The sequence below is a fragment of the Variovorax sp. VRV01 genome (genome assembly GCF_014852545.1).
Classification (GTDB): Bacteria; Pseudomonadota; Gammaproteobacteria; order Burkholderiales; family Burkholderiaceae_C; genus Variovorax; species Variovorax beijingensis_A.
The window spans coordinates 13,253-35,563 of sequence record NZ_JACVBS010000030.1; the positions used below are offsets into that span (position 1 = coordinate 13,253).

Consider the following 22,311-nt stretch of genomic DNA (forward strand, 5'->3'; position numbering starts at 1 on the left):
CCTCGCTCGCAGGCGCTGTCGGGCCGCGCCCTCGTTCCGGCCCTTTCCTGCAAGCGGACGCGGAGAACGGAGGACAAGCCGCTTGCCGCGCACCGCGTTCGCCGGAGAACTTCAGGCCGCGAGCAGGCGCTCTTCGGTGCCCACGGCCACGCCGCCGGCATCGAAGAAGTGAAGCGCGCCGGGCGCGATGGCCAGCCGCAGGGTGCCCGAAAGATTCGCGTCCGCCTCCGGTGCCATGAGCACCAGCTCGCCGAGCGACGACCTCAGGTAGCAGTACGCGCGGTCGCCCAGCTGTTCGACCGCCAGCGTCTCGCAGCCCTGCAGTTCGAGCAGCACTTCGCCGGGCGCAGGTTCGCCGATGCGGGCCTGCTCGGCGCGAAAGCCCAGCGTGGCCGGCTGGCCCGGCATGGGGCGCGGTATCTGCACGCGCGTATCGCCGAGCCGCAGCAGCGTGCCGTTCGCATCAGCCTGCGCGCTGTCGATCTTGAAGAAGTTCATGCGCGGCGTGCCGATGAAGCCCGCCACGAACAGGTTGGCGGGCGAGCGGTACAGCGCGAGCGGCGAGCCCACCTGCTCGATGCGGCCCTTGCGCAGCACCACGATCTGGTCGGCCAGCGTCATGGCCTCGGTCTGGTCGTGCGTCACGTAGACGGCGGTGGCCTTCAGCGTGCGCTGCATGCGCGCGATCTCCAAGCGCAGCTTCACGCGCAGCTCGAGGTCGAGGTTCGACAGCGGCTCGTCGTAGAGAAACACCTCGGGCTTGCGGATCATCGCGCGGCCCATCGCCACGCGCTGGCGCTGGCCGCCCGAGAGCTGGCGCGGATAGCGCTCCAGCAGCGGCGTGAGTTCGAGCTTGTGCGCGATCTCGTCCACGCTGCGCTCCTGCTCGGCGGCCGTGGCCTTGGCCATGCGCAAGGGAAAGGCGAGGTTCTGCCGCACCGTCTTGTGCGGATAGAGCGCGTAGTTCTGGAACACCAGCGCGCAGCCGCGCTCGGCGGGCGGAACGTCGTTCACCACGCGGCCGCCGACCCGCACCTGGCCGCCGCTCGGCGTCTCCAGTCCCGCGATCATGCGCAGCAAGGTGGACTTGCCGCAGCCCGAAGGCCCGAGCAGCACCGTGACCTGGCCGTCGGGCATGGTGAGATCGATGCCGGGGATCACCTCGACGTCGCCGAAGCGCTTGCTGATGGATTGGAGCTGGATCTCTGCCATGGTGGTGCTTGCTGGTGAGGGAAGGGTGGGGAGGTCTTCAGGCCGGCGGCGTGGCGCCCGACCTGGCGACTCCGCGCTGGATGTTCGATTCGGTGAGGCCGAGCAGCTCTTCCATGGCCTTGCGCGCCGCGGCCGGCTTGCGGGCCCAGATCTGGTCGAGCACCGCGCGGTGCATCGGCAGGCTCTTGCGCGGCGCGCCCGGCTGGCGCGTCGACAGCTCGAAGGACATGCGCAGCGCCGCCTCGATGGTGGCGCCGAAGGCCACCAGGAACGGATTGCCGGTGGCGCTGAGAATGGCCTGGTGAAAGCTCAGGTCCGGCCCGGCATAGGCCACCGGATCCATGCCGGCGGCGTCCATCAGGCGGTAGGCGCGCTCGATCGCGGCAATGGCGGCGTCGGGCGCCGAAGCGGCCGCGATCTCGCAGGCGGCGGGTTCGACGATGCGCCGCAGCTGCATCAGGTGCTGCGCCATCTGCGCGCGGTCGTGGCCCGACCAGGTCCAGCGCAGCACGTCCTCGTCGAGCATGTTCCATTGCATGCGCGGCAGCACCCGCGTGCCGGCCTTCTGGCGCGACGCGAGCAGGCCCTTGGCCTTCAGCCGGGTCAGCGCCTCGCGCACGGAGGTGCGCGCCACCCCCAGCTGCTCGGCCAGCTCGACCTCGGTCGGCAGCGTCGATTCGTCATCCCATTCGCCGCCGATCACACGCCGCGCGAGCGCCTCCGTCACGGCCAGCGGACCGCGCCGGGCGGGCGTGTCCGTGGCGGCGGGCTTCTTCGACGTTTTGGTTTTATGGTCTGACATATTTATTGGCGGGATGAGCTTATATCTGGGGAAGTCGCAGGGAATCTCGGGTTTTCCATGAGATGTGGAGTCTTATTTGTCTGTCATATTCGCTTTCACAAGCAAGTGGAACATGCCGGCCACCCTCGTTGCGCCGCGTGATTCTGATCGAAAGAGAGACAAGCATGAGCCTCCTGCACTCCCTCGCTGTCGACACGCAGCGCCGCCGGTTGATCAAGGCCGCGGCTGCCACGGCAGTGGCCGGCGCCGGCACTGCGCTGGCGTTTCCCGCCATCGCGCAAGCCAAGCCCTTTGCCGGCCTCAAGCTGCGCGGCGCCGCATACCAGCACGGCTTCTTCAACATCCTGCGCAAGTACATCCCGGAGTTCGAGCAGCAGACGGGCATGACGGTCGACCTGCAGCTGTCGGCCTTCCCGGTCTACAACCAGCAGGCCGACCTGGAGCTGTCTTCGGGCGGCAGCGCCTGGGATTTCTGCAACGTCACCTTCATCCTTGCCGCGCGCTGGGTCGCGGCCGGCCTGCTCGCCAACCTGAGCGATTTCGCGGCCGACCGCAGGCTCACGCCGGCCAGCTGGAACCCGGACGACTTCGTCAAGGGCGCGCAGCTGCCGTACCTCGACAAGGCCGGCAAGGCCTATGGCTTTGCGTGGGAGGGCGGCGCGATGCTCATGGGCATGAGCCGCACCGACCTGATGAAGAAGCGCGGGGTCGAGGCGCCGCAGACCTTCGACGAATTGATGAAGGTCTGCGAGGCGGTGCACGGGCAGGACGGCGTCACGGGCTTCGTGAGCTCCAACCTGCACCACTGGTTCCTGCCGCCGTACATCCACGGCTTCGGCGGCGACCTGTTCGCGAATCCGCCGGCGGACATCAAGCCCACGCTCGACTCGGCCGCCGCGGTGCAGGCCACGGCCTTCTATTCGACGTTATTGTCCAAATACAGCCCGCAGGGCGTGCTCGGCTACACCGAGGACCAGGCGCGCGCCGCGCTGATCGGCGGCCGTTCGAACATCTTCATCCATTCGAGCTCCTGGGTCACCGCGATGCTGAGCTCGCCCGAGAGCAAGGTGAAGGACACCGCGCGCGTCGTGCGCATGCCGGCCGGCCCGAAGGGCGACTTTCCCGCCGCCAACAGCCAGGGCCTCGGCATCCCGAAGAACGCGAAGAACAAGGAAGCGGCCTGGGAGTTCATCAAGTGGGCACTGAGCCCCGAGCTCACCGCGCGCATCGTGAAGGACACCGGGCATCCGTCGATCTGCCGGCGCTCGGTGATCGAAAGCGCCGAGTACAAGCGCATCAACACCATCAACGGCCAGGACATCGGCAAGCTCTATCTCGAAGTGCTCGAGCAGCCCGGCAAGACGCGCAACTACATGGCCTATCGCACGGTCAAGGAATTCCCGCTGGTGGGCGACGTATTGAACAAGGCCGTGGAGCGCGTGGTCTCGGGCCAGGCGCCGGCCGCCGATGCCATGAAGACGGCGCAGGAGGCCGCGCTCGGCAGCCTGCGGCGCGCCGGAGCCAAGGTATGAGCGCAGCGGCAGCGCCAAGGGTGCACCAGTGAGCGCGAGAGGAGCGTCCTACGAGGCGCAGCGCCGCCGCTTCGTGCGCTTGGCGATGGCGCCGAGCCTGCTGTTCCTGCTGCTGGTGGCGGGGCTGCCCACCGTCTTCCTGCTGGTCACGAGCCTCACGCCCGGCGCGCTGGTGAACCCGGGCTCGCTGGGCGACTTCTCGGAGCCGCTGCGCAACTACAGGCTACTGGGCAGCGACGAGCGCTTCGTCGGCTCGCTGGGCGTGCAGGCGCGGCTCTCGGTCTACACGGTCGTGCTGCAGGTGCTGCTGGGCACGGGGCTGGCGCTGCTCGTGCATTCGGGGCAGGAGCGCTGGCAATCGCTGCGCCACCTGTTCGTGATTCCGATGGTGCTGCCGCCGATCGTCGTCGCGGTGATCTGGAAGCTGATCTACACGCCCGACATCAGCCCGATCTACCAGGCCGCGCGCATGCTGGGCGTGACGCTGCCGGCGCTCACCACGCACGTCGACTTCGCGCTGTGGTCCATCGTCATCGCCGACACCTGGGAATGGGCGCCGTTCACCTTCCTGATGGTGCTGGCCGCCTTGCAGACGCTGCCGGCCGAATACGTCGAGGCCGCGCGCATGGACGGCGCCGACGCCTGGCGCGTGTTCGGCCACATCGTGCTGCCCTACATCGCGCCGGTGCTGCTGGTGTGCACGCTGTTCCGCCTGATCGACAGCATCAAGGCCTTTCCGCTGATTTTCCTCCTGACCGGCGGCGGACCAGGCTCGGTGACGGAGGTGACCAACTACTACGCCTATCTCGTGGCCTTCAACTTCGGCGAACTCGGCTATTCGAGCGCCATCACCGTCGTGCTGCTCGCGGCCACCGTGCTGATCAGCTGGGGCGCGATGCGCGTGAGCCGCCATGCGGGAGGTGCCGAATGAGCTCGAATCGAATGAGGTCGCTGCGCCGGCGCTGGCCGCTCGCGCGCTGGGCCGTGCCGCTCGTGCTGTTCGCGATGCTGCTGCCGTTCCTGTGGCTGCTGCAGATGTCGTTCAAGCCGACGCCGCTGATCCTCGAGTTTCCGCCGCGGGTCTTCTTCATGCCCACGCTGGAGCACTACGCGGGCCTCTGGCAGGCCGGCTTTCCGGAGTCCTTCCTCAACAGCCTGGTCACGAGCATCGTGTCGACGCTGCTCGCGCTGGTGTTCGGCATTCCGGCGGCCTACGCGCTGTCGCGCTGGACCGGGCGCGGACGCTTCGGCCTGGGCCTGGGCATCTTGCTGACGCGCATGGCGCCGCCGATCGCCTTCACGATCCCGTTCTTCCTGGCGTACCGCTACCTCGGCCTGCTCGACACCCGCACCGGCCTGATCCTCATCTACATGACCTTCAACCTGCCGCTGGTGATCTGGATGATGCAGCCCTTCTTCGACGCGGTGCCGGCTTCGCTGGAAGAGGCGGCGCTGATGGACGGCGCGGGCTACGCCACCGTGTTCATGGAGATCGTGATGCCGATGGCGGCGGCCGGCATCGCGGCCACCGCGATCCTGTGCTTCCTCTATGCCTGGAACGACTTCTTCTTCGCGCTCATCCTCACGCGCACCGATGCACGCACCGCGCCTGTGGCAGTCGTGAACTTCATGAACTACGAAGGCTGGGAGTGGGGCAAGATCGCCGCCGGCGGCTCGCTGGTGATGGCGCCCGTGCTGGTGTTCTCGATGCTGGTGCGGCGCTACCTGGTGAGCGGCCTCACGGCCGGCGCGGTGAAGGGCTGAGGCGATGGTCCCCGCAAACCTCAGCGGCGCGACGCGCCTCGTGCCGATCCTCGCGCATCCGGTCGACCACGTGCGCGCGCCGCGCATCTACAACCCGGCCTTCGCAGCCGCCGGCCTCGACTGGTGCCTGGTGCCGATGGGCGTGCACCCCGGCGACTTCGCGGCCACCGTGGCGCAGCTCGCGCGCGTGGGCAACCTGCAGGGCCTGAACCTCACGATCCCGCACAAGGCCGCGGCGCATGCGCTGTGCGCGCGACTCGGGCCCGAGGCGCAGCGCACGGGCGTGGTCAACACCATGCGCATCGACGCCGATGGCCAATGGTCGGGCGAGAGCTTCGACGGCGTGGGTTTTGTCGACGCCGCGCGTGCGCACGGCGTGCTGCGCACCGACCGGCCGGTGGTGCTGGTGGGCGCGGGCGGTGCGGGCACGGCCATCGCCTTCGCGCTGGCCGCGGCCGGCGTGCGCGAGCTGCATATCGTCAACCGCGAAGCCGAGCGCGCGCAGCAGCTGTGCGCCGAACTGCGCAAGGCGTATCTGGACATCGATATCGACACGCGCGCCGGCAGCCTGGGGCGTGCCGGCCTCGCCATCAACGCCACTTCGCTCGGCCTGCATGCGGGCGACCCGATGCCTTTCGACCCGGCGCTGCTGCCGGCCGATGCGGCGCTGTTCGACATCATCGCCGCGCGCGACACCGAGCTCATGGCTGCATGCACCGCGCGCGGGCTGCGGGTGGTCGGCGGCAAACCCATGATCGACCACCAGGTCGCTGCGCAGATCGCGTTCTGGCGCGGCGCTGCCGCATGAACAACACGTGATCCAGGAGACCCCATGATGAGATTCGCAAGGGCCGCGATGGCCCTGTCGGCGATGGCGCTGGCCGCCGCACCCGCGCTGGCGCAGCCCAGGGCCGACTATCCGCACAAGCCCATCGTGCTGGTCGTGCCGCAGCCCGCGGGCGGTGCGGCCGACCAGTTCGCGCGGCCCTTCGGCCAGGCGCTGTCGCAGCGGCTGGGCCAGCCGGTGGTCATCGACAACCGGCCCGGCGCCAACGGCAACATCGCGGCCGCCTACGTGGCGCGCAACCAGCCGGCCGACGGCTACACCATCTTCTTCGGCTCGGTCAGCACGCTGGCCGTGAACCCGCACCTCTACAAGGCCACGGGCTTCGACGTGCTGAAGGACTTCCAGCCGGTCACGCTCACCAACCAGACGCCCAACGTGCTGGTGGTGGGTGCGGGCACGCCCTACAAGAGCGTGGCCGACGTGGTGGCAGCTGCGAAGAAGGAGCCCGCCACGCTGAGCTTCGGCTCGGCCGGCAACGGCAAGACCATGCACCTTACCGGGCTGCAGTTCGAGGCGAAGACGGGCACCCGGCTGATCCACGTGCCCTACAAGGGCGGGCCCGCCGCGCTCAACGACGTGATGGGCGGGCAGATCCCGATGATGTTCCACAACCTCTCGGCCGTGCTGGGCCAGGAGAAGGGCGGCCGCGTGCGCGTGCTGGCCGTGGCCGACACCCAGCGCTCCAGGCTGCTGCCCAACGTGCCGACCATGGCCGAGGCCGGCGCGCCGGGCGTGGTGCAGCTCGCATGGAGCGGCATGCTGGTGCGCAGCGGCACGCCCGCGCCGGTGGTCGAGCGGCTGCACAGGGAGATGGTTGCGATCCTCAAGGAGCCCGCGTTCCGCAAGCCGCTGGAAGCGCAGGGCTTCGATGTACTCTCATCGACGCCAGAGGCGTTCGCCGAGCGCCTGAAGGCCGACCACGCCGCGATGGGCGAGGTCATCAAGGCCGGCAACGTGAAGATCGATTGACCCAGCAAAGGACCGAATCCATGCCCTCGCGCAACACCTTCAAGCACGCCCTTGCGGCGAAGATCCCGCAGATCGGCCTCTGGTCGACGCTGCCCGACCCCTATGTCTCCGAGCTGCTCGCGGGCGCCGGTTTCGACTGGATGCTGCTGGACGCCGAGCACACGCCCGGTGATCCGACCACCATGCTGCGCCAGCTGCAGGCGGTGCAGGCCGAGCGCGAGCGGCCCACCTCGGCCGTGGTGCGTCCGCCCTGGAACGACCCGGTGCTGATCAAGCAGTACCTGGACATCGGCGCGCAGACGCTGCTGCTGCCCTTCGTGCAGAACCGCGCCGAGGCCGAGGCCGCCGTGGCCGCCACGCGCTATCCGCCGAACGGCATCCGCGGCATGGGCGGCACGGTGCGCGCCACGCGCTTCGGGCGCGACACCAAATACGTGGCCGAGGCCTCCGGCGAGATCTGCGTGCTGGTGCAGGTGGAGACGGTCGAAGCGCTCGAACACCTGGAGGACATCGCGAACGTCGACGGTGTCGACGGCGTCTTCATCGGCCCCGGCGACCTGTCGGCCAGCATGGGCGTGGCCGGCCAGGTCAACCACCCCACGGTGCGCGCCGCCATCGACCGTGCCATCGCGCGCATCCTCGCCTGCGGCAAGGCGCCCGGCATCCTCATGAACGACGAGCCGCGCGCGCGGGAGCTGCTCGACCTTGGCGCGCTCTTCGTGGCGGTGGCCAACGACCAGCTGCTGCTGCGCAGGAGCGCCGACGACATCGCGGCGCGCTTCAAGCAGCGCGGCGCACCAGCCGCGCCCGCTTCGGCCCCCGCCACCTATTGAACCCAGAGATCCAGAGAACGCACCGCATGTCCACCGAAGCCGCCCGCCCCAAGACCCTGCAGGAACTGCGCAGCCAGCGCTGGTTCGCGAGCGACGACATCCGCGGCTTCGCGCACCGCCAGCGCATGCAGCAGCAGGGGCTCGCGCGCGAGGAGTTCATGGGCCGGCCGGTCATCGGCATCGTCAACACCTGGAGCGAGCTCTCGCCGTGCCATGCGCACCTGCGCGAGCGTGCCGAGTCCGTCAAGCGCGGCGTACTGCAGGCCGGCGGTTATCCGCTCGAGCTGCCCGCGCTGAGTCTGGGCGAAGTGATGGTCAAGCCCACGACCATGATCTACCGCAACCTGCTCGCCATCGAATGCGAGGAGCTGCTGCGCAGCCTGCCGATCGACGGCGTGGTGCTGATGGGCGGCTGCGACAAGACCACGCCCGGCCTGGTCATGGGCGCGCTCTCGATGGACATCCCCGCCATCTTCCTGCCCGCCGGTCCGATGATGAACGACCGCTACAAGGGCCAGGCCGTGGGCGCGGGCACGCACACCAAGAAGTTCTGGGCCGAACGCACCCTCGGCAATATCGACGAGGCCGAATGGATCCGCCTCGAGGCGCGCATGACGCGCACGCCCGGCACCTGCAACACCATGGGCACGGCCAGCACCATGACCGCCATCGCCGAGGCCATGGGCCTGTCGCTGCCCGGCGCCATGAGCATCCCGGCCGTCGACTCCGAGCACAGCCGCATGGCCTGGCGCTGCGGCGAGCGCATCGTCTCGATGGTGTGGGAAGACCTGAAGCCCTCGCGCATCGTCACCAAGGCATCGTTCCTCAACGCCGTGGCCGCCTACATGGCGCTCGGGGGCTCGACCAATGCGGCGGTGCACCTGCCCGCGATGGCGGGGCGCGCAGGCATCGAGCTGAACATCGACGAGCTCGACGCGGCCGCGCGGCGCGTGCCCGTCATCGCCAACCTCTATCCGTCGGGCGAGAAGCTGATGGAAGACTTCCACGATGCCGGCGGCCTGCCCGCCGTGCTCAACAGGATCGCCGCGCACCTGGACCTGTCGGCGCGCACCGTCACGGGCCGCACGCTCGGCGAGGACATCGCGGGCTGGCCCGCGGAGGATGACGGCACCATCCTCGACCCCGCGGCGCCGCTCAAGCAGGGCACGCCCGAGTGCCCCGAGGCCGGCATTGCGCTGGCCGTGCTGCGCGGCAACCTGTGCCCCGACGGCGCGGTCATCAAGCCTTCGGCCGCCACGCCCGAGCTGCTGCGCCACATCGGCCGCGCGCTGGTGTTCGACTCGAACGCCGAGATGCTCGCGGCCATGGCCGACGAAGCGCTCGACTGCGATGCCTCGACCGTGCTGGTGCTGCGCAACGGCGGCCCGGTCGGCGGGCCCGGCATGCCCGAGTGGGGCAACCTGCCGATCCCGAAGAAGCTGCTGCGGCAGGGCGTGCGCGACATGCTGCGCATTTCCGATTCGCGCATGAGCGGCACGCATTACGGCACCTGCGTGCTGCACGTCTCGCCGGAGTCGGCCGTGGGCGGGCCGCTGGCGCTGCTCAGGACCGGCGACACGATCCGCCTCGACATCGGCGAGCGGCGCCTCGACATGCTCGTGCCCGACGAGGAACTGGCCGAGCGCCGCAAACAGTGGACGCCACCCGCACCGGCCTACGCGCGCGGCTACACGAGGATCTTCCAGCACGAGGTGACGCAGGCGCACCTGGGCTGCGACTTCGCGAGCCTGGCGGGCAATGCGCCCACGCCCGAGCCGCCGATCTACTGAAAAAAAGCCCCCGCGCCTTGTGCGCGGCGCATCGGAATCGGCACACCCGTTCGAGGACAATACGGCCTGCGACATTCGGGCCCGACGCGGCCTCTCGACGATTTTCATTTCCGGTGCAAGCGATTCTTTCCGAAGCCGGCCCCGTGCTGGTCTTCATGGCCTGCGTGGCGCTGGCCACTTACGCGCAGAACCTCACGGGGTTCGCATTCAGCCTCATCCTGCTCGGCCTGGTGTCGGTGTTCCACATCGCCACCGTCGGCGACACGGCCAACGCCGCCACGGTGCTGAGCCTGATCAATGCATGGACCTATTTCCGCGCGCGGCCCGGCGTGGTGCCGTGGCGGCTGATGAAGCCCGCGCTCAACGGCAGCACGGTGGGCGTGATCGCGGGGCTCATGCTGCTCACATGGCTCAGTGGCGGGGCGGTGAACTGGCTGCGCGGCCTGCTGGGCGTGTCGATCCTGGGCTGCGCGCTGCTGCTGGTGCTGCAGGGCCGGCCGCAGGCCGCGGTGTCGGGCCGCACGAGCTTTGCCGTCATCGGCGGGCTGTCGGGCGTGCTGGGCGGGCTGTTCTCGAGCTCGGGACCGCCCATCGTCTTCCACATGTACCGCCAGCCGCTGGAGCGCGAACTGGTGCGCCGCGCGCTGCTGCTGATGTTCGCGTTCAATTCGCTGGTGCGGCTGGTGATCGTGCTGCCCACGGGCCACTTCTCGTGGCGCGCCGCGCTGCTCGCCGCCTGCGCGATGCCGGTGGTCTACGGCGTGACGCGGCTGCACCACCGGCTGCCCAACAAGCTGCAGCCGCGCACCCTCAAATGGCTGGTGGGCGGGCTGCTGGCCGCGGCGGGCTCGACGCTGGTCGCGAGCGCGTGGCTGGCGATCGCGCAGGCCTGATGCCTGGGCTCAGGCGTAGGCCGCGCAGAGTTCGCCCTCGGCCGTCATGGCATCGAAGGCGCTGTAGTCGGCCTGCCAGGCGTTGCCCGCGCGCAGCGTGAGCGCTTCGAGCTGTGCGAGCGTGGCGCTGCCTTCGCGGCGCAGCTGCTCGGCGCAGCGCTCGAGGTCGGGAAAGTGCTGCAGCGCCTGCCACCACACGGCGCGGCCCGCCAGGAAGCCGTGGGCGCCGGCGGCGTAGGCGTATTCCATCACGCGCAGGAACTGCGGCGGCGTCACGCCCGCCGACAGCATCACCCAGGGAATGTTCGCCCCCTTGCAGATCGCGCCCATCTGGTCGAACCAGGCCTGCGCGGCCTGTGGCGCGGCACTGCCGTCGCGCGCGGGCAGCGTGGCGCCGGGCAGCGGGCTCTCGAGCTTGAAGAGATCGACGCCATACTTCGGCTTGGCGAACTCGCGCACGCTCTCGATCACCAGCTCGGGCATCTTCTCGGGCGACTCGATGTAGTCGACGGTGTGGCGTTCGCTCCTGGGAAAGGGATAGACCAGCAGCTCGAGCACCAGCGGAATGTCCCACTGGCGGCATTCCTCGCCGATCTTCTGCACATAGGCTTGCTGGTGCGCGAGCACCTCGGGTTCGGCATCGGGGCGGTACCAGGCCAGCACCTTCACGCCGTCGCCGCCGGCGCGCTTGATCTTTTCCACGCTCCAGTCGTCGATCGAATGCGAGAGTCGGCCGCCCGGGGTGTCGCGGAAGCGGTGGTCCTCGAGCGTGACCACCAGGCCGGTGTGCGCGGGCAGCTTCTGCAGCGCCGCGGGGAAGGCGTAGTTCGGGTCGAACAGCATGGCGCTGGCGTGCGCACCGAGGGTGTCGACCAGCGTGCGCTTGACAGCCACCATGTCGGCAAAGCTCACGTCGGCGGGTGCGATGCCGCGCTTGGTGCCGATCAGCTGCGCGATCGGCGGGCGCTGGTCGAGCGCGACCATGGTGAAGTGGCCCTGGGGCGTGGCCATGCGGCGCAGGCCCCATTTTTTGCCGAGGTGGAGGGGGGGCGTTGTCATGAGGGGGATCACTCCTTGATGGAATCGACGAGGGACATCGCGGTGGCGAAGTCGGGCACCCCGGCGCGTCCGCCGGGTCGTGTGCACTTGATGGCCGCCACCGCGGCGGAGAACTGGAAGGCGCGGGGCACGGGCCAGCCGGCGCCGAGCGCGAAGGCCAACGCACCGTGGAAGACGTCGCCGGCGCCGGTGGTGTCGACGGGTTCCACCGCGAAGGCGGGCAGGGCGTGCAGCCCTTGGGCATCGGCCCAGCGCAGGCCGCGCTCGCCGAGCGTGACGGCCGCGAGGCGGCAGCCGCGCGAGAGCGCGAAATTCAACTGCTCGTCGACCGTGCGTGCGCCGGTGGCATAGCCGGCAAGGCCGGGCTCGGAGAACACGGCGTGGTCGGTGTGCGGCAGCAGCATGTCGAAGACGGCGGCATCGGCCACGTCGCCGTCGAGCACGGTGGGCAGGCCGCGCGTGCGCGCTGCGCCGAAGAGCGCGAGCGCGCCTTCGGGCCAGCGTGGATCGGCCAGCACGGCGTCGGTCGCGGCCAGTGCGTCGAGCGGCAGCCAGGCCGGATCGGCCGGCAGGCCGGCGCCGCGAAAATTCACGATCATGCGTTCGCCGCGCGCATCGACCACGATGCCGGAGAGCGACGAGCGTGCGCCCTCGAACAGCCTGAAGCGCGACACGTCCACGCCCAGCGCGGCGAGCTGCGCCTTCATCTCGTGGCCCGCACTGTCCAAGCCGGCGCGGCCCCAGAACTGTACCGATGCGCCGAGCTTCGCGGCCGCCGCGGCGGCATTCGCCGCCATGCCGCCGCCGCCCTCGCGCACATCGTTTGCGCGGGTCTTGCCGCCGCCCTGCGGCAGGGTGTCGACCTGCCAGGTGATGTCGAGCGCGGACAGGCCGAGGCAGATCACGCGCGGGGCGGGGCGTTCCACGGGACTCACCTCAGCACCTCAGCACAGCACCGTCGTTCTTGTCGAACAGGTGGCACTTGTCCATGTCGAAATCCAGCGTGATGGTGTCGCGCGGGCGCACCTCCAGCTCGGGCGCCACGCGCGCCACGTGGCGCTGGCCGGCGCGGTCGAAGTACACCAGCGTGTCGGAGCCCAGCGGCTCGACCACGCTGACCTGTACGCGCAGGCCCGGTGCGTTGCCGGGCAGCACCCGCATGTGCTCGGGCCGCACGCCCAGCACGGCAGGGCCGGTCACGCCGCCGCAGCGCGGCGGCATCGGGAACAGCACGCCCTCGTCCATGCGCACGTTGGTGCCTTCGGCGTTCACGTCGAAGAAATTCATCGTCGGCGAGCCGATGAAGCCGGCCACGAACTGGTTCGCGGGCGACTTGTAGACTTCTTCGGGCGTGCCGAACTGCTGCACCACGCCGGCCTTCAGCACCACGATGCGATCGGCCATGGTCATGGCCTCGACCTGGTCGTGGGTGACGAAGACCATGGTGGTCTTGAGCTGCTGCGACAGCGCCTTGATCTCGGTGCGCACCTCGCCGCGCAGCTTGGCGTCGAGGTTCGACAGCGGCTCGTCGAACAGGAACACCTTCGGGTTGCGCACCATCGCGCGGCCCATGGCCACGCGCTGGCGCTGGCCGCCCGACAGCGCCTTGGGCTTGCGGTCGAGGTACGGCTCGATGCGCAGCATGCCGGCCGCGCGGTCGACGCGGCGCGCGATCTCGTCCTTGGGCGTGTTGCGCATCTCCAGGCCGAAGCCCATGTTGTCGCGCACCGTCATGTGCGGGTAGAGCGCGTAGTCCTGGAACACCATGGCGATGTCGCGCTGGGCCGGCGCCACGTCGTTCACGCGCCTGTCGCCGATGTAGAGGTCACCACTGTCGATCGGCTCGAGCCCGGCAATGATGCGCAGCAAGGTCGACTTGCCGCAGCCCGAGGGGCCGACGAAGACGACGAATTCCTCGTCGCGGATCTCCAGGTCGAGCGAGGGAATCACGGCCACGTCGCCGAAGCGCTTGACCAGGCCGTTCATGCGGATGGCTGCCATGCCGGTGCGTCCTCAGGCAAACGCCAGCAGCGGCTTGACGAGCTCGCCCGCCACGAAGCGGCCGAACATCTCCGGCAGCCGGTCGAGGCCGAACTGCGCATCCACCAGCTTGCGGTAGCGCGCCTTCTCGCCGCGCAGCAGTTCCACGTTGAGCGCGAAGTCGCTTTTTGGAAAGTAGAAGGTGCGCACCATGTAGAAGTCCTTGCGGCGGATGGCCTTGTTCTCCTGCACCGGCCAGGGCTTGTCGCTCTCGCCGATGAGGATGAGCACGCCGCGCGGCAGCACGATCTCCATGCCCAGACTGCGCGCGGCATGCGCGCCGCTGCACTCCACGATGAGCTTGAAGCGCTTGCTCGCGTCGCCCACCGGATGCCGCCGGGCGCCGAACGATTCGGCCAGCTGCAGCCGCTCTTCCTTCAGGTCGGACACGTACACGTCGGTGTAGCCCATGTTCTGCAGGGCGATCAGCGCGCCGATGCCCACCGGGCCCGCGCCCGTCACGAGCACCGCTCCCGTGGTTTCGGGCGGCACCAGCGGCTTCACGAAGCGGATGCCGTGCGCGGCGGTGCCGATGGTGTCCAGCAGCAGCGGCGCGAGCTCGTCCTCGATGTCGTCGGGCACGGGCAGCAGGCACTGCTCGGGCACCGCGAGGTACTCGGCATAGCCGCCCGGCCGGTTCCAGCCGACCAGCACCGATTCGTTCAGGCACATCTGCGTGTCGCCCGCGCGGCACGCGTCGCAATGGCCGCAGTGCACGGGGATGTAGACCAGGCAGCGCCTGCCGTCGAGCGCATGGCCCGGCTGCTGCACCACGCCGAAGATCTCGTGGCCCGGCGTGAAGCTGGCGCCGCTGAACCACAGCTTGGTGTCTGAGCCGCACAGCGCGGTGCGCCGCACGCGCAGCAGCACTTCGCCCGCCGACGGCACCGGCATGGGCGCCTCGCCGATGGTGATGCGGCGGTCGCCATGAAAAATCGCAGCTTGCATGAAGAGTCTCCTAACCTTTGACGGCGCCCATCGCCAGGCCCGACACGAGCCTGCGCTGGACGATGAATGCGAGGACGAGCGGCGGCAGCGCGATCAGGGAAGCCGCGGCCATCAGTGCGCCCCAGTTGGATGCGCCCTCGCCGATGAAGTTGAACGACGCCGCAATCAGCGTCTTGGTGTCGCCGTTCGACAGCACGAGCGCGAACAGGAAGTAGTTCCACGAGAACACGAAGGACAGGATCGACGCCACCACCACGCCCGGCATCACCAGCGGCAGCGCGATGCGCCGCAGGATGCGCGGCACGCTGCAGCCGTCGACCTGCGCGCTTTCGAGCACGCTGCGCGGAATGTTGTCGAAGAAGGGCAGCAGCACCCAGATCACGATCGGCATCGTGATGGCCGCATGGGTGAGGATCAGCGCCCAGTAGCTGCCGATCATTCCGGCTTCGCGGAACATCACGTACCAGGGCAGCAGGAACAGCGTGCCCGGTGCCATGCGCGCCAGCAGCGTGACGGTGGCGGGCCAGGTGATGCGCGTCCACGAGACCGCGAAGGCGGCCGGGATGCCCAGCAGCAGCCCGATGGCGGTCGAGCCCACGGTGATCACCGTGCTGTTCCAGGTGTAGTGCAGGAACGGCGTGGTGCCGAAGAGCGTGCGGTAGTTCTCCAGCGTGGGCGAGAACAGCAGCTTGGGCGGGTAGGCCGTCACCTCGGCCGAGGGCTTGAAGGACGAGAGCACCATCCACGCGATGGGCAGCAGGATCAAGAGCGCCACGAAGGCGATCTGCAGCAGGTTCAGGCGTTGCACCAGCTTGTCGTTCATGGCGTGGCCTCCTTCACCAGGCCACGCGCCTGCGCGCCTGGGTCAGCACCATCACCGCGCCCAGCACGATGGCCGACAGCGTGATCATCAGGGCGCTCGAATAGCCGATCTCGAACAGCTCGAAGCCCTTGCGGAAACCGTAGATGTTGAGCGTGTTCGAGGCGTTGCCCGGCCCGCCCTGCGTGGTGATGTAGATGATGTCGAAGAAGCGCAGCAGGTCCACGCTGCGCAGGATCGCGGCCGTGACCAGCGTGGGCGCGAGCAGCGGCAGCGTGATGCGCCAGAAGGTCTTCCAGCGCGAGGCGCCGTCGATCTGCGCGGCCTCGTACACGTTCGGCGGCAGCGACTGCAGGCCGCCCAGCACGATCAGCGCCACGTAGGGCGTCCACTGCCAGGTGTCGATCATCGCCACGGTGGGGATCACCCACACGGGCGAGGCCAGCCAGTCGGAGCGCGGCAGGCCCGCGGCCGTCAGCAGGTAGTTGGCGGCGCCGATGGAAGGGTCGAGCACCACCAGCCACATCATGCCGACCACCACCGGCGGCAGCACGAAGGGCGAGATCATCAGCGTGCGCACGATGCCCGACAGCTTCTTCGAGCCGTGCAGCAGCAGCGCGATCCAGGTGCCGAGCACGAGCTGCAGCACCAGCGAGAGCAGGTACAGCACGAGCGTGATCTTCAGCCCGTTCCAGAACTCGCCGTCGCCCGCCATCTCGACGTAGTTCATGCCGAAGTTGAGCTTGGGCTTGCCGCCGAAGCTGTACTCGTGCAGGCTGAACCACACGGTGTAGGCGAAGGGAAAGGCGATCATCGCGGTCGTGAAGATCACGGCCGGCAGCGAGAGAAACGCGAGCTGTCCGCGCGTGCCGATCGACTGGCTCATGCATTCACCCCGCGAGAAAGCCGCCGTCGACCGCCAGCACGGTCCCGGTCACGTAGTGCGCCGCCGGCGAGGCCAGGTAGACGGCGCTGCCCGCGATGTCGTCCGGCTGCGCCCACTGGCCCAGCGGAATGCGCGCGCGGATGCGCTCGTAGTGCGCCGTGTCCTGGCGGCCGGCCGCGTTGATGGCGGTCTCGACATAGCCCGGCGCGATGGCGTTCACGCGCACGCGCTTGTCGGCCCAGGCGAGCGCGAGTGACTTGGTCAGCATCACGACGCCGCCCTTGCTCGCGCAATAGGCCGGGATGAACGGCAGCGCGACGAAGGCATTCATCGATGCCACGTTGACGATGCTGCCCTTGCTTTCTTCCAGCAGCGGCAGGCAGGCATTGCACAGGCGGAAGGTGCCGGTGAGGTTGACGTCCAGCACGCGCTGGAAGGTCTGGATCTCGAACTCCTTGAAGCGCGCCAGGATGCCCGCGCAGTTGACCAGCGTGCCGAGGCCGTCGAGACCGCCCGCGAAGGCCGCGACCTGGGCGTCGTCGGTCACGTCGAGCGTGCGCAGCGCCAGGCGCGGCTGCGGCGCCAGCGAACTGGCCGCGAGCGCCGCCTCGTCGACGCCCGTGGCGACGACGCTGCAGCCCATCTCGAGGAAGGCGCGCGAGATGGCGGCGCCGATGTCGCCGGCGCCACCGACCACCAGCACGCGGTGGCCTGCGGGGAAGTCGAACACGGCCATCCGTCAGTCCTTGGCGATGAGCGCGTCGAGCTGCTTGTCGGCGTCCGCGCAGGCCTGCGCGGGCGTCTTCTGGCCCAGCAGGAGTTCGGTCGCGGCCTGCCCGATGAACTCGCGCGAAGCCGGATTGGCGACGATGGGATAGCCCACCTCGGACGTGCCGGTGCGGGCCAGTTCGTTGACCGCCGCCACCCATTCGGCGCGCACCGGCTGCTCGTCCGTCCAGGCCTTGTAGCCGGGTGACTTCGCAACGGCCGTGCGCGGCGGCGCCACGCCGTCGAGCGCCAGCTTGGCCTGGACCGCGGGGCTGGTGGCCCACTGCACGAAGTACCAGGCGGCTTCCTTGTTCTTGCTGTGCGCCGACACCGACATGGTCCAGCCGATGACGGTCGGATGCGAACCGCCGGGGCCCGCGGGCAGGACGGCAACGGCGGTGTCCTTCAGGCGCGCGCCGCCGTCCATCACGTTGCGCAGCTCGTTCGACGACTCGAAGGCCATCGCCGCCTTGCCTTCGCGGTAGAGCGAGGAGATTTGATAGAAGCTGTAGTTCACGACGCCCGGCGGGCCGTAGTCCTTCAGCAGCTTGGCGTACAGCGCCAGCGAGGCCTGGCCTTCCTTGCTGCACAGCTGCGACTTGCCGTCCTTCATGTACTGGCCGCCCATGTTGTGCAGGAACACGCTGTAGGTGAAGGGCAGGGCGGGCTTGAGGCCGCGCGACACGAAGGGCGTGACGCCGGGCTCGCAGCTCTTGAGCTTGGCCGCCACGGCCTCGAGCTCGGGCAGGCTCTTAGGTAGCGTCACGCCGCACTTCTGGAACAGGTCCTTGCGGTAGTACAGCACCGGCCCCTCGACGTTCATCGGAATGCCCGTGAGCTGCTTGTCGTAGGTGGCGTCCTTGAGCATGCCGGCGCTCAGGTCCGCGAAGTCGTAGTCCTTGGCGCTGGCGGTCTTCACCAGCTCCGAAAGGTCGGCATACCAGCCGGCCTTGGCGAACTGCATGCCCTCGCGCGAAGGCAGCGACATGAACACGTCGACCTCGTCGCTGCGCGAGTTCATCACCGTGACCAGGCGCTGGCGCATCTGCTGCTCCTGGTAGGAGTCGACCTTCAGCGTCATGCCCGTCTGCTGCTCGAAATCGGCCTTGTACTTGAGCAGCGCGTTGGCCACCGGGTTGTTGTTGGCAAGGAAGGTCAGGGTCTTGCCCTGGTGTTTCTTCCAGTTGAAATCCTGCGCGAAGGCGGCACCGGCGCAGGAAGCCGCAACGAGGAGGGCGACGGCACGCACGGTGGTGCGGGCGCTCGGGCGGGTGCCCGGATGGCGGAAGGCCTGGCTCATTTCCTTGTCTCCTTTGACGTGTCGAAGGCGGTCTTCGAGGCGAGCAATTCGTCATGTAACCGTTTACAAAATTATCGGAACAGGCCTCTTCGATGTCAACGCGAAAAAGACGTCTAAGGAGATGAATTGGTAGGGGATTTCCCTGGAAGTCGGCTGTAAACGGCTACGTATCGTTTCCTGTAAACTGTTTCATCATGAAGCCGAAATCCGTAGGAATCCGCGACGTCGCGAAGCACGTGGGCGTCTCGACGGCCTCGATTTCGCGCACCCTCAACAACCCCGAGTCGGTGAGCCCCGAGCTGCGCATGCGCATCGACGCGGCCATCGCCGAACTGGGCTACATCCCCGATGCGGCGGCGCGCGCGCTGTCGTCGCGCCGCACGCGCACCATCGGCGCGATCATTCCCACGGTGGACAACGCCATGTTCGCGCGCGGCATCGAGGCATTGCAGAGCTACCTGTCGCTGCAGGGCTACCTGCTGCTGCTGTCGACCAGCGGCTACGACCCCGAGACCGAGGCACGGCAGGCGCAGAACATGGTGAGCCGCGGCATCGACGGGCTCATCCTGCGCGGCGACATGCACACCGATGCGCTGCGCCGGCTGCTCGCGTCGCAGCGCATTCCCTTCGTCAACGTGGGCGTGTACCACCCCGACAAGCCGTATGCCTCGGTCGGCGGCAACAACGAGGCCGCCGCCTACCGCGCCTGCCGCTACCTGATCGAACTCGGCCACACGCGCATCGGCATGGTGGCGGCGATCTCGTCCAACAACGACCGGGCCACGGCCCGCGTGTCGGGGGTGCGGCGCGCGCTGGCGGAGAGCGGACTTTCGCTGAAGTCCGAGTGGTACATCGAGGTGCCCTACCACCTGGACGATGCGCGCCAGGGCGCGCGGTCGCTGCTGTCGTCGCCGCGCGAAGGCTGGCCCACGGCGGTGGTCTGCGGCAACGACGTGATCGCCTACGGCGTGCTGCTGGAGGCCGAGCGCCGCGGACTCAACGTGCCCGACGACCTGTCGGTGATGGGCTTCGACGATCTCGAATGGAGCCGCCACCTGCGCCCCAGCCTGACGACCATGCACGTGCCCACCGACGAGGTCTGGACGCGTGCCGGGGAGTACCTGGTCCGGTCGCTGTCGGGCCGCGCGGCCGCGCTGCACCATGAGGTCGATGTGTCGCTGGTGGTGCGCGAATCGACGTCGCGGCCCCGGCCGGACGGGGGCCTGAAGGCCCGCTGAAGCGACCGCGCCGCCGGCGGGCGCCCGATTTCCATTCACGCGCGCATGGGCGCGCGGCTTCTGTCGTTGTTGGCCGTGACGAACTTGGCGAGCAGCTTCATGAAATCGTGGCGCTCCTGCTCGCTCATGGTGCTGAACAGCGCGTCCTGCATCTGGGCCATGGCCGGCACCGTCTGCGCGAGCAGCTCGGTGCCCGCGGCGGTCAGGCGCAGTTCGCGCTGGCCGCGTGCCAGCACCTGGCGCGTGATCCATCCCTTGGTCTCCAGGCGCGCGGCAATGTCGGCAGCGGTGGAGGTGTCGAGCGCCACCTGCTGGGCCAGCGTGACCTGGTCGATGCCGGGCTTCTTCTGCAGGGTGCGCAGGATCGCGTACTGGACCGGCGTGATGTCGCGCCCCAGCTTCTCATGGAACACCGAGACCGCGATCTGGTGGGCCCGGCGAATCAGGTGGCCCGGCTGGTCGTTGATGTCGATCTCGGCGGCGTCGGAAGTGGGGCTGGGCATGGATGTCGAAAGCTGAATCGGGTCTCCGGCGGCAAGGGCGGAGCCCGCGATTCTAGGGGGTCGACCGCCGTGCGGGCCGCTACAGATCGAGCACCAGCATTGCCGAGCGCGAGCGCGAGCAGCACGGGGTGAACTGGTCGTTGGCGGCCTGTTCTTCCGGCGTCAGGTACATGTCCTTGTGGTCCGGCTCGCCTTCCAGCACGCGCGTGAGGCAGGTGCCGCACACGCCCTGTTCGCAGGAGGTCGCCACCTCGACGCCCGCCTCGGCAAGCGCCTGCACCACCGTGCGGTCCTTGGGAACCTTGACGATGCGCCCCGAGCTCGCCAGCTTGACCTCGAACGCCGCGTCGCTGTCCGAGGCGGCGATCTCGGCCGAGAAGAACTCGTAGTGCAGCTGCTCGGCCGGCCAGCCGGCGGTGCGCGCGGCATCCAGCACCCAGTCCATGAAGCCCTTCGGGCCGCAGACGTACAGGTGCACGCCCGGCTGCGGCGTGCCGATGGCCTGGGGCAGCGACAGCTTCTGTGCCGCGTCGCCGTCGTCGAAGTGGAACTGCACCTGCGAGGCGAACGCGGACTGCGCGATGCGCCCGGCAAAGGCGGTGCGCTCGCGCGAGCGCGTGCAGTAGTGCATCTCGAAAGGCGCCGCGCTCAGTGCCAGCCGCTCGGCCATGCACAGGATCGGCGTCACGCCGATGCCGCCCGCGATCAGCACGCTGCGCGCGGCCGCATGGGCCAGCGGGAAATGGTTCTTCGGTGCGCTGATGCGCAGCAGGCTGCCCTCCTGCACCAGCTCGTGCATGGCCTGCGAGCCGCCGCGCGACGAGGGATCGCGCAGCACACCGATCAGGTAGCGGTGGCTCTCCTGCGGATCGTTGCACAGCGAGTATTGGCGCGTGAGGCCGTTCGGCAGATGCACGTCGATGTGCGAGCCGGCCGAGAACGCCGGCAAGGCGTGGCCATCGACGTGCACCAGCTCGAAGGTGCAGATGTCCAGCGCCTCCGCATGCTTGCGGGCGACGCGCACATTGAGTTCGGAGGCGTTCATGCCGCACCTGCCGTAGTCGCCGGGGCCTGGCTTTCCTGCGCGATCAGGCGCTCCAGCACGCGGCGCGATTGCACGCCGCCCGAGTCGATGTTGAGCTTCAGCAGCGCGCGATCCGGATGGGCGAGCAGGTTGCGCTGCTGCGATTCGAGCATCTCCAGGTCTTCGCTGAAGATCTTGCCCTGGCCTTCGCGGATCGACGCGGTCAGCGCCTTGTCGTGCGGCTGGAAGTTGCGCGCCATGCCCCAGAAGTACCAGTGCGAGGTCTCGGTCTCGGGCGTGATGAAGTCCACCACGATGCTCGACACCTTGTGCGCCGGATCGGCGTGGTAGCCGCCCTTGCCGGCGTGGGCGACGCCCACTTCGATCAGCACATGGCTCGGCGGCGTGAAGCGGCAGATCTGCCAGCGGTCGACCGGCACGTCGTCGGCCAGGTGGTTGCCGCGCAGCGCCATGCGCCAGAAGGGCGGCGCCGAGATGTTCTCCATGAAGCGGCTGGTCGTGACCTGGTCGCCTTCGGTCTTGGTGGTGGTGGGCGTCTCGTCGATTTCCTTCTGGCCGATGCTGGTCGAGTGCACGTAGGTCTCGTGCGTCAGGTCCATCAGGTTGTCGATCATCAGGCGGTAGTCGCAGTGGATGTGGAACAGGCCGCCGCCGTAGGCCCAGTCGGGGCTTTCGGCCCATTCGAGGTGATGCAGCTTGGCCGGGTCGGCCAGGGCGGGGTCGCCGGGCCAGATCCAGACGAAGCCGTAGCGCTCGATGACGGGGAAGGAGCGGATCGCGGGGAAGCCGCGCACGCGTTGTCCGGGCATGGCGACCGTCTTGCCGTCGCAGCCCATCTCCAGGCCGTGGTAGCCGCACACCAGCTTGCCCTCGACCACCCGGCCCAGGGACAGGGGCGCGCCGCGGTGCGGGCAGAAGTCCTCCAGCGCCGTGGCCTTGCCTTCGGCGGCGCGGTACAGCACGAGGTTCTCCCCGCAGATCTTGCGGCCCAGGGGCTTGTCGTCGATTTCGTTGCCGGTGCAGGCCACGTACCAGGTGTTTTTCGGGAACATGTAGCTCTCC

At 68.8% G+C, this 22,311-nt stretch carries 22 protein-coding genes; 9 read left to right on the forward strand and 13 right to left on the reverse strand.

All coding sequences use genetic code 11. The annotated features are described in order from the left end of the window. Positions 1–111: 111 nt before the first annotated feature. Together IB278_RS31525 and IB278_RS31530 are read right to left on the reverse strand one after the other, a co-directional pair. Positions 112–1,212, reverse strand: a complete 1,101-nt coding sequence (locus IB278_RS31525; protein ID WP_192328052.1) for an ABC transporter ATP-binding protein — start codon at positions 1,210–1,212, stop codon at positions 112–114. A 37-nt stretch (positions 1,213–1,249) separates the two neighbouring features. Next, a complete protein-coding gene (locus IB278_RS31530; RefSeq protein ID WP_145743912.1) occupies positions 1,250–2,014 on the reverse strand; it encodes a FadR/GntR family transcriptional regulator in 765 nt (254 codons plus the stop codon). A gap of 164 nt (positions 2,015–2,178) precedes the next feature. On the opposite strand from IB278_RS31530, the gene IB278_RS31535 reads away from it, so the two are divergent. The 8 genes from IB278_RS31535 (at position 2,179) to IB278_RS31570 (ending at position 10,642) form a co-directional block, all read left to right on the forward strand. Next, a complete protein-coding gene (locus tag IB278_RS31535) occupies positions 2,179–3,546 on the forward strand; it encodes an ABC transporter substrate-binding protein (RefSeq protein WP_192328055.1) in 1,368 nt (455 codons plus the stop codon). 28 nt (positions 3,547–3,574) lie between these two features. Then, a complete protein-coding gene (locus IB278_RS31540) occupies positions 3,575–4,477 on the forward strand; it encodes a carbohydrate ABC transporter permease (protein ID WP_192328058.1) in 903 nt (300 codons plus the stop codon). Further along, positions 4,474–5,310, forward strand: coding sequence for a carbohydrate ABC transporter permease (locus tag IB278_RS31545; protein ID WP_192328060.1), 837 nt, complete (start codon positions 4,474–4,476; stop codon positions 5,308–5,310). Before IB278_RS31540 ends, IB278_RS31545 begins: the two co-directional genes overlap by 4 nt. Before the next feature lie 4 nt (positions 5,311–5,314). After that, on the forward strand, positions 5,315–6,118 hold the full coding sequence (locus IB278_RS31550) for a shikimate dehydrogenase family protein (protein ID WP_192328062.1): 804 nt from the start codon (positions 5,315–5,317) through the stop codon (positions 6,116–6,118). Positions 6,119–6,142: 24 nt separating this feature from the next. After that, entirely contained in the window at positions 6,143–7,126 is a 984-nt protein-coding gene (locus tag IB278_RS31555; RefSeq protein WP_192328064.1) for a Bug family tripartite tricarboxylate transporter substrate binding protein, read from the forward strand. Positions 7,127–7,146: 20 nt separating this feature from the next. After that, positions 7,147–7,959, forward strand: coding sequence for an aldolase/citrate lyase family protein (locus tag IB278_RS31560; RefSeq protein WP_192328066.1), 813 nt, complete (start codon positions 7,147–7,149; stop codon positions 7,957–7,959). 26 nt (positions 7,960–7,985) lie between these two features. Further along, the gene (locus tag IB278_RS31565) at positions 7,986–9,749 is read left to right on the forward strand and encodes an IlvD/Edd family dehydratase (RefSeq protein WP_192328068.1); all 1,764 of its coding nucleotides are present in this window, start codon (positions 7,986–7,988) and stop codon (positions 9,747–9,749) included. Between the two features lie 113 nt (positions 9,750–9,862). Continuing rightward, the gene (locus IB278_RS31570) at positions 9,863–10,642 is read left to right on the forward strand and encodes a TSUP family transporter (RefSeq protein WP_192328070.1); all 780 of its coding nucleotides are present in this window, start codon (positions 9,863–9,865) and stop codon (positions 10,640–10,642) included. Positions 10,643–10,651: 9 nt separating this feature from the next. On the opposite strand, the gene IB278_RS31575 is transcribed toward IB278_RS31570, so the two are convergent. Genes IB278_RS31575 through IB278_RS31610 form a run of 8 tightly spaced genes read right to left on the reverse strand, consistent with a single transcriptional unit; the run spans position 10,652 to position 18,463 of the window. Continuing rightward, on the reverse strand, positions 10,652–11,701 hold the full coding sequence (locus IB278_RS31575) for a tagatose 1,6-diphosphate aldolase (RefSeq protein WP_192328072.1): 1,050 nt from the start codon (positions 11,699–11,701) through the stop codon (positions 10,652–10,654). Between the two features lie 8 nt (positions 11,702–11,709). Then, positions 11,710–12,627, reverse strand: a complete 918-nt coding sequence (locus tag IB278_RS31580) for a PfkB family carbohydrate kinase (RefSeq protein ID WP_307697818.1) — start codon at positions 12,625–12,627, stop codon at positions 11,710–11,712. A gap of 10 nt (positions 12,628–12,637) precedes the next feature. Next, on the reverse strand, positions 12,638–13,702 hold the full coding sequence (locus IB278_RS31585; protein ID WP_192328076.1) for an ABC transporter ATP-binding protein: 1,065 nt from the start codon (positions 13,700–13,702) through the stop codon (positions 12,638–12,640). Positions 13,703–13,714: 12 nt separating this feature from the next. Further along, complete coding sequence (locus IB278_RS31590) at positions 13,715–14,689, reverse strand: alcohol dehydrogenase catalytic domain-containing protein (RefSeq protein ID WP_145743934.1); 975 nt, start codon at positions 14,687–14,689, stop codon at positions 13,715–13,717. 10 nt (positions 14,690–14,699) lie between these two features. Further along, on the reverse strand, positions 14,700–15,512 hold the full coding sequence (locus IB278_RS31595) for a carbohydrate ABC transporter permease (protein WP_145743935.1): 813 nt from the start codon (positions 15,510–15,512) through the stop codon (positions 14,700–14,702). 13 nt (positions 15,513–15,525) lie between these two features. Continuing rightward, positions 15,526–16,395, reverse strand: coding sequence for a carbohydrate ABC transporter permease (locus tag IB278_RS31600; protein WP_192328079.1), 870 nt, complete (start codon positions 16,393–16,395; stop codon positions 15,526–15,528). Between the two features lie 4 nt (positions 16,396–16,399). Next, the gene (locus IB278_RS31605) at positions 16,400–17,131 is read right to left on the reverse strand and encodes an SDR family NAD(P)-dependent oxidoreductase (protein ID WP_145743939.1); all 732 of its coding nucleotides are present in this window, start codon (positions 17,129–17,131) and stop codon (positions 16,400–16,402) included. 3 nt (positions 17,132–17,134) lie between these two features. Further along, positions 17,135–18,463: an ABC transporter substrate-binding protein gene (locus IB278_RS31610; protein WP_145743941.1), complete on the reverse strand. Its 1,329-nt coding sequence runs from the start codon at positions 18,461–18,463 to the stop codon at positions 17,135–17,137. Between the two features lie 194 nt (positions 18,464–18,657). On the opposite strand from IB278_RS31610, the gene IB278_RS31615 reads away from it, so the two are divergent. After that, positions 18,658–19,701 carry a LacI family DNA-binding transcriptional regulator gene (locus IB278_RS31615; protein ID WP_192328082.1) on the forward strand — a complete coding sequence of 348 codons (1,044 nt, stop codon included), beginning with the start codon at positions 18,658–18,660 and terminating at the stop codon, positions 19,699–19,701. A 35-nt stretch (positions 19,702–19,736) separates the two neighbouring features. On the opposite strand, the gene IB278_RS31620 is transcribed toward IB278_RS31615, so the two are convergent. From IB278_RS31620 to IB278_RS31630, 3 genes are all read right to left on the reverse strand, one after another. Further along, positions 19,737–20,204 carry a MarR family winged helix-turn-helix transcriptional regulator gene (locus IB278_RS31620; protein ID WP_145743946.1) on the reverse strand — a complete coding sequence of 156 codons (468 nt, stop codon included), beginning with the start codon at positions 20,202–20,204 and terminating at the stop codon, positions 19,737–19,739. A 79-nt stretch (positions 20,205–20,283) separates the two neighbouring features. Next, entirely contained in the window at positions 20,284–21,249 is a 966-nt protein-coding gene (locus tag IB278_RS31625; protein WP_192328085.1) for a PDR/VanB family oxidoreductase, read from the reverse strand. Continuing rightward, the gene (locus IB278_RS31630) at positions 21,246–22,301 is read right to left on the reverse strand and encodes an aromatic ring-hydroxylating oxygenase subunit alpha (protein WP_145743950.1); all 1,056 of its coding nucleotides are present in this window, start codon (positions 22,299–22,301) and stop codon (positions 21,246–21,248) included. The genes IB278_RS31625 and IB278_RS31630 overlap by 4 nt, the downstream gene beginning before the upstream one ends. Positions 22,302–22,311: the final 10 nt, after the last annotated feature.

Excerpts from the sequence above, each read along its gene's own strand:
- IB278_RS31565 (WP_192328068.1), top strand. The coding sequence starts at position 7,986 with ATGTCCACCGAAGCCGCCCGCCCCAAGACCCTGCAGGAACTGCGCAGC.
- IB278_RS31615 (WP_192328082.1), top strand. The coding sequence starts at position 18,658 with ATGAAGCCGAAATCCGTAGGAATCCGCGACGTCGCGAAGCACGTGGGC.
- IB278_RS31525 (WP_192328052.1), bottom strand. The coding sequence starts at position 1,212 with ATGGCAGAGATCCAGCTCCAATCCATCAGCAAGCGCTTCGGCGACGTC.
- IB278_RS31545 (WP_192328060.1), top strand. The coding sequence starts at position 4,474 with ATGAGCTCGAATCGAATGAGGTCGCTGCGCCGGCGCTGGCCGCTCGCG.
- IB278_RS31530 (WP_145743912.1), bottom strand. The coding sequence starts at position 2,014 with ATGTCAGACCATAAAACCAAAACGTCGAAGAAGCCCGCCGCCACGGAC.
- IB278_RS31620 (WP_145743946.1), bottom strand. The coding sequence starts at position 20,204 with ATGCCCAGCCCCACTTCCGACGCCGCCGAGATCGACATCAACGACCAG.
- IB278_RS31610 (WP_145743941.1), bottom strand. The coding sequence starts at position 18,463 with ATGAGCCAGGCCTTCCGCCATCCGGGCACCCGCCCGAGCGCCCGCACC.
- IB278_RS31605 (WP_145743939.1), bottom strand. The coding sequence starts at position 17,131 with ATGGCCGTGTTCGACTTCCCCGCAGGCCACCGCGTGCTGGTGGTCGGT.
- IB278_RS31625 (WP_192328085.1), bottom strand. The coding sequence starts at position 21,249 with ATGAACGCCTCCGAACTCAATGTGCGCGTCGCCCGCAAGCATGCGGAG.
- IB278_RS31630 (WP_145743950.1), bottom strand. The coding sequence starts at position 22,301 with ATGTTCCCGAAAAACACCTGGTACGTGGCCTGCACCGGCAACGAAATC.
- IB278_RS31600 (WP_192328079.1), bottom strand. The coding sequence starts at position 16,395 with ATGAGCCAGTCGATCGGCACGCGCGGACAGCTCGCGTTTCTCTCGCTG.
- IB278_RS31535 (WP_192328055.1), top strand. The coding sequence starts at position 2,179 with ATGAGCCTCCTGCACTCCCTCGCTGTCGACACGCAGCGCCGCCGGTTG.
- IB278_RS31585 (WP_192328076.1), bottom strand. The coding sequence starts at position 13,702 with ATGGCAGCCATCCGCATGAACGGCCTGGTCAAGCGCTTCGGCGACGTG.
- IB278_RS31560 (WP_192328066.1), top strand. The coding sequence starts at position 7,147 with ATGCCCTCGCGCAACACCTTCAAGCACGCCCTTGCGGCGAAGATCCCG.
- IB278_RS31555 (WP_192328064.1), top strand. The coding sequence starts at position 6,143 with ATGATGAGATTCGCAAGGGCCGCGATGGCCCTGTCGGCGATGGCGCTG.
- IB278_RS31550 (WP_192328062.1), top strand. The coding sequence starts at position 5,315 with ATGGTCCCCGCAAACCTCAGCGGCGCGACGCGCCTCGTGCCGATCCTC.
- IB278_RS31575 (WP_192328072.1), bottom strand. The coding sequence starts at position 11,701 with ATGACAACGCCCCCCCTCCACCTCGGCAAAAAATGGGGCCTGCGCCGC.
- IB278_RS31590 (WP_145743934.1), bottom strand. The coding sequence starts at position 14,689 with ATGCAAGCTGCGATTTTTCATGGCGACCGCCGCATCACCATCGGCGAG.
- IB278_RS31595 (WP_145743935.1), bottom strand. The coding sequence starts at position 15,512 with ATGAACGACAAGCTGGTGCAACGCCTGAACCTGCTGCAGATCGCCTTC.